This is a genomic window from uncultured Gimesia sp. (assembly GCF_937919775.1).
Taxonomy (GTDB): domain Bacteria; phylum Planctomycetota; class Planctomycetia; order Planctomycetales; family Planctomycetaceae; genus Gimesia.
The window spans coordinates 1-7,101 of record NZ_CALFPF010000672.1; the positions used below are offsets into that span (position 1 = coordinate 1).

Below are 7,101 nucleotides of genomic sequence, written 5' to 3' on the forward strand. Positions count from 1 at the left end.
CCAATTTGATTAATGATTTCGGTGAATCCAGACTGGGAGGGGCACTCGGAAACGGATAATCGCTCCACGTTCCTTCCGAAGTCAGACGCAGCGCGTGCAGTTCAAAAGTGCTCGAGCCTTTGTCCGGGTTCTTTGCGACATAAATCAACTCGGGGGTTTGATTCCCGTCCAGGTCGGCCAGTTCGAATGCGACAGGCTCCCCTTTGATGGGTAGAATTTTGGGGAAGGATAATCGCTGATTTTTGAAAGAACTGACGCCGATAATTTTTTCCCGTTCGCTCAAAACGAAGACTTCACCCAGTCCATCCCCGTCGACATCTTCAACGCGTAACTGTTCCACCCCCTGCAAACCGGGATATGTCTGTCCCAGATCGAGGCCCTGATCTTTGGTCTGCAGATACACCAGCATTTGCGCTGTTTCCGGGTCGGAGACAACGGCGTCGCTGAATCCATCGCCATTAATGTCCCCCAGATCAAAACCGCGATTACGGCTCGAGCCTTCATCGCCGAACCCGTATAACGTCATTCGCTTGGAGAGATTCCCATTCTGATTTTGCGAATTCTCCAGTTGCTGAATTTTCAGCCGGCCGGTCTGTGAATCGATGGTCAGGATTTCCGAGCCCGGTTTTCCATCAATGTTGGACAGCGTGACGGAACGCGGGTTGGAAAGTTCGAATCGGATTTCCGGTCCTAGAGTGCCATCCTGTTTTTGCAGCCGGGCACAGAGAATCTGGTTTTTTCCATCGCGGGTGGCATATGTAAAATCATTGCGGCCGTCGCCATCCAGGTCGGCGATGGCGGAGAGCCCCAGCTTGGGAGAGGTATTCAGGATCGATTGCGGCGAACTCAATTCCCCTTTCTGATCCTGCAGAATGACATACGTATGATTGGTGCCTAACACGATCAAATCGGTTTTTTTATCGAAATTCAGATCGCCGGTTGCAATCGTCCACTGAGTTGGCTGCAGGTCGGCCAATCGAATGCGTGTGCGATCGGTCCAGTCTCCCGATTCCGATTGATATCGGATAATCAAACGATCCGGCAGGGCCAGGTAAGCCAGATCTTTGCGGCCATCGCCGTTGAAATCACCGACGGTCAGTGCTGTGACGGAAACGTCGACCGGAATTTTGACGTGTTTGAATCGCCTGTCATTGGAAATGAAGTTGACTTCTTCACTCGAATCATCGTCGGCATCCTTTTCCTTCCCGGACCGCTGCAGCAGAACATCAATGCGACTGTTACTGTTATCAATGAGCACGAGATCCGTTTGACCGTCGGCGTTGAGGTCTTCCGCCAGCATGTTGGTCGAACGCTCGGACAGTTTGAAGATTTCCAGTGGTTTGAATCCGTAGTACTGGGTCAGGCTGACTTTCTCATCCGCGAAGAGCGGCGTCGCTGCTCCCCCGACCGTCACAGCAGCCAGCACGACGAAGCATAAATTTCCCACTGTGTTTCGAAAGCCGTTAAACATCCTGTCTCCTCGCCATTTCATGTTTGTTCTGGCCCTCAGCGTCAGACTGAGAGATCATGCAGAAAAGTCGTTCAGTAAGAATTTTAGTTCTAATTCACGCGAATATCAAAGGGCATCACCGTCAGCGTTTTTTCCCGCGAGAGCAGGTTGATCACATCCAGTTTCTGCAGTTGCTGCGATAACTCGGGAGAGAGCTGATTCAGCATTTTCGAAAACTGCTGACTCAGCCGCGCATCCGCGTCCGCGGGTCCGAACAACTGTTCGAACGGGCTCGTCGGACGAGGGAGAATTAATTTTTCGAACTTCTGGTCATCGGGAATTTTGCCGAGTTTACGGGCATGCTCGATGGCATCATCCAGAGTTCCAAGCTGATCAACCAGACCGATTTTGAGAGCCATCTCCCCGGTATAAACACGGCCGCGGGCCAGTTTCTCCAGTGCGTCGTACTCCATTTTTCGTCCCGTGGCTGCTTTTTCCGTGAACTGTTTGTAAACCGCATACAGCAACTTTGTGACGGCGGTCCGTTCCGTTTCCGTAAAACCGGTCATCGGGCTGAACGTGCCGCTATTATCGCCGCGAGAAATCACGCTGCTTGTAATACCGATTTTCTTATACAGGCCTTCGACGGCAATTTTTCCGCCCACCACACCAATCGATCCGGTCAGCGTACCGGGCTCTGCAAAAATTCGATTTGCGCCCATCGAAATGTAATAGCCGCCGCTGGCAGCGACATCCCCCATACTGACCACGATCGGCTTGCCAGCCTCTTGCAGCGCACGCCACATCAGATCGCTGGCCAGCGCACTTCCGCCGGGACTGTCGACGCGCAGGACGATGGCTTTCACCTGCTCATCTTTGGCCGCTTTTTCAACGGCTTTGATAAAGGTATCAGAGCCCAGCACATGCATTCCCAGCAGACCGCCCTGAGAACTGGAGCCGGACATAATGGCGCCCGTGGCATAAATTACGGCAATGCGTGGTCCTGAGCCGGTACGTTGTGAAGAATCGATGCCTGCTAACAGATCCATCAATTTGATCAGACCGGCGATACCTGAAAAATCGGTGTCGAGACGTTTTTTCGCATAATTGTGAATGACTTTGACTTCTGTTTTCTTATTACCGCCCGTGATCAGTTCGGGAAGTTGATCTTCATAGGCAACGTGATCAATCAAACCCAGTTTTTTTGCATCGACGGCCATGTAAGGCCCGGCGTTGATGGCCGTTTCGACCTGCTCTGCCGACAACCCTCTCGATTTGGAAATCATCGCGATAATCTGACCGAAGTAATTATCCAGGAGCGCTTCCATCTCTTCGCGAAATGCGGGGCTCATTTCGGTGCGCGTGTAGGGTTCCGCAGCCGACTTGTATTCTCCAACGCGTAAAACGTCCGGCTTCACATCCAGCCAGTCGAATAAGTTTTTATAGAAGCTGACCTCCGCCCGCAAACCGAGCAGAATCAGCGTGGCAGATTCCGGCATGACAATCTGATCGCAGGCACTGGCAATCAGATAATCTTTCGTCATCCCCGACTCGATCCAGGCATAAACTTTTTTCTTGCTCTTACGTACTTTCAAAATTGCCTGGCGCAGTTCATTCAGTTTTGCCCAGCCAACTTCGGTCCCCTTCAAATGCAGAATGACCCCGGTCAGCGATTTATCCTCGGCCGCTTTTTCCAGTCGCTCGACTGCCTTCGAAAGCGATTCCGTAACATCACCAAACAGACCGGGCATCTGAGGCCCTTCCGGGTAATCTCCTTTGATGACGATATGCCCCCAGTTTTCGCGCGTGGGCTTGGCCTCTTCTTCTGCTGCAGAGACAGTATTTACGAACAGACAGAGACAAACTCCCAAAACCAGAGCGAATGGTAACCAGCGGCATTTCAGAAAAGGCATCGGCATCAAGAATCTCCAGTAGAGGGACGGATGTATTGTCAGAAGAGCAGGCACCGTGGAAAGGTCAGGCTCTGTCAGTCAGGAACAATTTGATAAACGTTAAAACCGTGTTAATTCCTACAAGCAGTCTAAGGTACGCGACAGGCTACGGTCAAGAAAGAGTTGACTGATGCTCCCGTTATACGCTCTGAAAATCACTCGCTTGGGAAAATTCCTTCCGGAAAAACCAAAAAGTGTTGTCAGGGGATACCTCTTTTGTCACACTGGGGTCTGAAGTTTTGCAGTCACAAACTGTGCTCTGATCATTTCCGTTAACGACTCTGGTTTTCAAAACATGTCTGTTCGATCATTATTTCCTGCTTTTTTCTGTCTGATTTCTTTTTCGAGTTCGCTTTCTGCGCAGGGGCTCATCTGGGAACTGCCACCCGATGGTTCCTGGGTCCGATTTGAAGGGACCTATGAAAAAGAGATGCCCGGGCCGGAATCGAATGATTTGAATGTAAAGCTGCAATGGACGCGGCATCTGGTTATCAGTTCCGTAGGTTCCGAAATGGCGGAATTCGAAGGGGCTCAAACCGCCTGTCGCTGGCTGGAGTTCAAATGCCTCACCGGTAAGGCAACCGAATCGGGAGTCGCTCCGGGTGTGTCTGGTCTCTGGATCTATAAAGTATTAGTCCCTGAAAAAGCGATCAACGGTCAGCTCGTTGACAAAGATCAGATTCCGATCACCTTTCTCCCCATCATCCGTGGTTATCGCAAGACAGGTGACAAACCCGTCGAGCCTTTGCAGACAAATGTGTTGCGGCTTTTCCCGCTGATCACAATGCTCGAATATTACCCGAAATGGGACTCTGAAGGAGAACCGGCCACAGTGGAAACCCCGGCAGGCGCCGTCTCGGCCCGCGAATACAAGGGGAGCTTTATAAGCGAAAGTCCCACGACACGCTCCAAAAACGAGGGGACGATCTGGCGCACGAGCGAGATTCCTTTTGGCGTCGCGAAATGGACCGTCGATATCACACGCGATACCAAAGGGGGAACTCAGGCCCGGTCCGAGTTCAAAATGACCTCGCGGATTCATGTCGCCATGTCGGCCCATGAAGTGGGCAAAAACGCAGAGAGTGAGCTGCCCGCGTCCAGGTAAGCGGCGCTTTAGCCCGGTAAATGCCTGCTTCCCGGAAATCAAATTGCCGGTGAAGTCATTGGTCCGTTTTCATGCTGGAGCATCGAAATCACGCATGTCCGCCCCGTTTTTTCCCGGGAATCCTGCTCGATTTCCAAACAAAGGCATCGGAGACTTGACGCTACGGGCGCAGGTGAAAAGAATCGTGTGGTTTCGAACATATCTGATTTCCAGGTGTCTTAGCCGGGGAATCATTCCGGGCTGATGGTGTATGTCAGTCCCTGAAGTTTTTATTACTTAAGCCTACAAAGATTACGATTATGTCGATGCAGCTCTCCGCTACTGTCCAGAAACTACAGCCCTCTGCCACCATTGCCGCTGCAGCAAAAGCGAAAGCATTAAAAAACACGGGGGTCACCGTCTATGATTTCACTCTGGGAGAGCCGGATTTCAATACCCCCGCGCATATCTGTCAGGCTGCGAAAGATGCGATGGACGCCGGCCAGACCCATTACACGCCGGCAGCCGGGACGCCGGAGGTCAAGCAGGCGATCTGCGACGCCTATCAGCGCGACTACGGCTTAAGCTATCAGTCCAATCAGGTGGTGGTTTCCAACGGCGCCAAGCATTCCATTCATAATGCACTGACGGCGCTGTGCGGACCCGGCGATGAGGTCATCATTCCCACGCCGTACTGGGTGAGCTACAGCGCTCTGGTCGAACTGACGGGGGCGACCCCTGTGCTGGTGGCAACGAGTGAGGAGAGCGGCTTCTGCCTGAACGCCGAACAGTTCGCGCAGGCGATTACGCCGAAAACCAAACTGCTGATGCTCAACAATCCCTGTAACCCGACCGGAGCCGCCTATCCGATTGAAACACTGGCAGCACTGGCGCGGGTTGCGGTCGAAAAAGATATCGCCGTACTTTCCGATGAGATCTACGAAAAACTGATTTACGAGGGTTCCGAATTTCGCTGCTTTGCTTCCTTCGGACCGGATGTTGCTGAGAAAACGATCATTGTGAGCGGCGTCAGTAAAGCCTACGCGATGACCGGCTGGCGGATTGGCTGGACGATTGCCCCGGTGGAAGTAACGGCTGCGATGACCAAACTGCAAAGCCAGGAAACATCCAATCCCTGCAGCATCAGTCAGGCCGCGACGATTGCCGCCTTGAGCGGACCTCAGGAGAGTGTGGCAGCGATGCTGGAAGCCTTCAAAGAACGTCGAGCCTATGTACTCGAACGACTGCGGAAATTTCCGGAGATCAGTTTTGCCGAGCCGGGGGGGGCGTTTTATGCCTTCTTCAATGTGAGCGCCCACTTTAATCTACCGCTGGGAGGGGGTAAAGTGGTCAAAGACTCCAGCGAATTCTGCACCGCGTTACTGGAAGAGGCCCATGTGGCTCTGGTATCAGGTGACGACTTTGGTGCACCGGGTTATGTCAGACTTTCCTTTGCCACGGACCTGAAAACTCTGGAAGCAGGCCTCAATGCGATTGAGCAGTTTCTGTCACCTGCTTAACGATATGGAACCGTAATCGTCAAACAACAAATAAAAAACACCATCCCGATTTGATTCAGGATGGTGTTTCTGTTTTAACAGATCATCAGGTCAGGTCCACTGTGAACTCTTAGTATTGTCCCCAGCCGAAGGGCAGTTCGCCGACAAGGTTCCCGAGGAAGACACCGTTTGCATCATTAGGTGTGACCGCGAAAGGAAAGGTATCCAGGATAAAGGGCGCTGTATCCCCCGCGCTGTTAACTCGGAAGGTGCTTGCTCCCGTACCGGAGTAGAGGAAGGTTCCTGCCCCTGGTGCATTCAAGTTGGCAATACGAGCAGCCTGACGTTGTGCATTACGAAGTCGGGTATTCGATGTGAATGGCCCGGGTGTTACAGCAACTGTGTTCAAACGTGACTTGAAAGTATCTGAAACATTATAAGAGGCACCAGAATTGTTCACATCCGTCGCGATGACCGTGTTATTATCCCAGTTCAAATCCAGGCGGGCCAGTGGATCGCTCTCGAAGGTTGTGATGACGGTGGGATCGTTGGTAGCCGCCCAGGTACCAGCTGTTGCAGCAGGGTCCACTGTGGAAACAAACGATTCGAAGTAAGCGTCTGCACCAAAGTTACCTGTTAAGGTATTATTGGCAACATCCATGATCACGCCCGAGCGAGTAAAGACCCCGGCTCCATTGCTGGCAAACCCACCATTGTCGGTTGTACTGTTACTGGCATTCGATGTACCAACCCGAACCACCAGGCCTGTGGTGCTGAAGCCAGCAGCAGATCCGTTCGCCAGAATCATGTTGGAATCCATATTCATTCTCAAACGAAGATCGCGAAAGAGTCCGCCATCGTCCAGGAGAGCTGTATTCCCTGTGACTTGCGTCTGATTCGCAGAGGATGTGTAAACCACATAAACCCCTTCAAATGTATTCGCGTTGACGATGTTTCCATTGAAATCTACGGTAATGTTAGTCTGGAAATTATTACCACCGGACTTGGCTAAGAGATCAAAACCACGTCCCTGGTTGAAGTCGATGATGTTGTCTTCGATTGTCAAAGTGTAGCTGGGGCCGGAATTCACATTCGTAAACTCAATACCGTCTCCAT

Annotated in this window: 5 protein-coding genes; 2 read left to right on the forward strand and 3 right to left on the reverse strand. The window is 52.0% G+C overall.

The features are described 5' to 3' along the window. Positions 1 to 1,471: VCBS repeat-containing protein (locus tag Q0294_RS19075; protein ID WP_299468629.1), on the reverse strand; the 1,471-nt coding region annotated here is incomplete at its 3' end. Positions 1,472 to 1,560: 89 nt separating this feature from the next. Beyond that, the gene (gene sppA, locus Q0294_RS19080) at positions 1,561 to 3,369 is read right to left on the reverse strand and encodes a signal peptide peptidase SppA (protein WP_299468631.1); all 1,809 of its coding nucleotides are present in this window, start codon (positions 3,367 to 3,369) and stop codon (positions 1,561 to 1,563) included. 328 nt (positions 3,370 to 3,697) lie between these two features. Here sppA and Q0294_RS19085 point away from each other — a divergent pair, with 328 nt between their 5' ends. Both Q0294_RS19085 and Q0294_RS19090 read left to right on the forward strand, forming a co-directional pair. Then, entirely contained in the window at positions 3,698 to 4,507 is an 810-nt protein-coding gene (locus tag Q0294_RS19085) for a hypothetical protein (RefSeq protein WP_299468633.1), read from the forward strand. Positions 4,508 to 4,806: 299 nt separating this feature from the next. Beyond that, entirely contained in the window at positions 4,807 to 6,006 is a 1,200-nt protein-coding gene (locus tag Q0294_RS19090) for a pyridoxal phosphate-dependent aminotransferase (protein WP_299468635.1), read from the forward strand. Between the two features lie 109 nt (positions 6,007 to 6,115). Here Q0294_RS19090 and Q0294_RS19095 read toward each other — a convergent pair. Beyond that, positions 6,116 to 7,101 (reverse strand): hypothetical protein (locus Q0294_RS19095; protein ID WP_299468637.1); only part of this gene is annotated, 986 nt, incomplete at its 5' end.

What these genes read in the sequence shown, in the direction of transcription:
- Q0294_RS19090 (WP_299468635.1), top strand. Translation starts at nt 4,807, where the DNA reads ATGTCGATGCAGCTCTCCGCTACTGTCCAGAAACTACAGCCCTCTGCC.
- sppA (WP_299468631.1), bottom strand. Translation starts at nt 3,369, where the DNA reads ATGCCGATGCCTTTTCTGAAATGCCGCTGGTTACCATTCGCTCTGGTT.
- Q0294_RS19085 (WP_299468633.1), top strand. Translation starts at nt 3,698, where the DNA reads ATGTCTGTTCGATCATTATTTCCTGCTTTTTTCTGTCTGATTTCTTTT.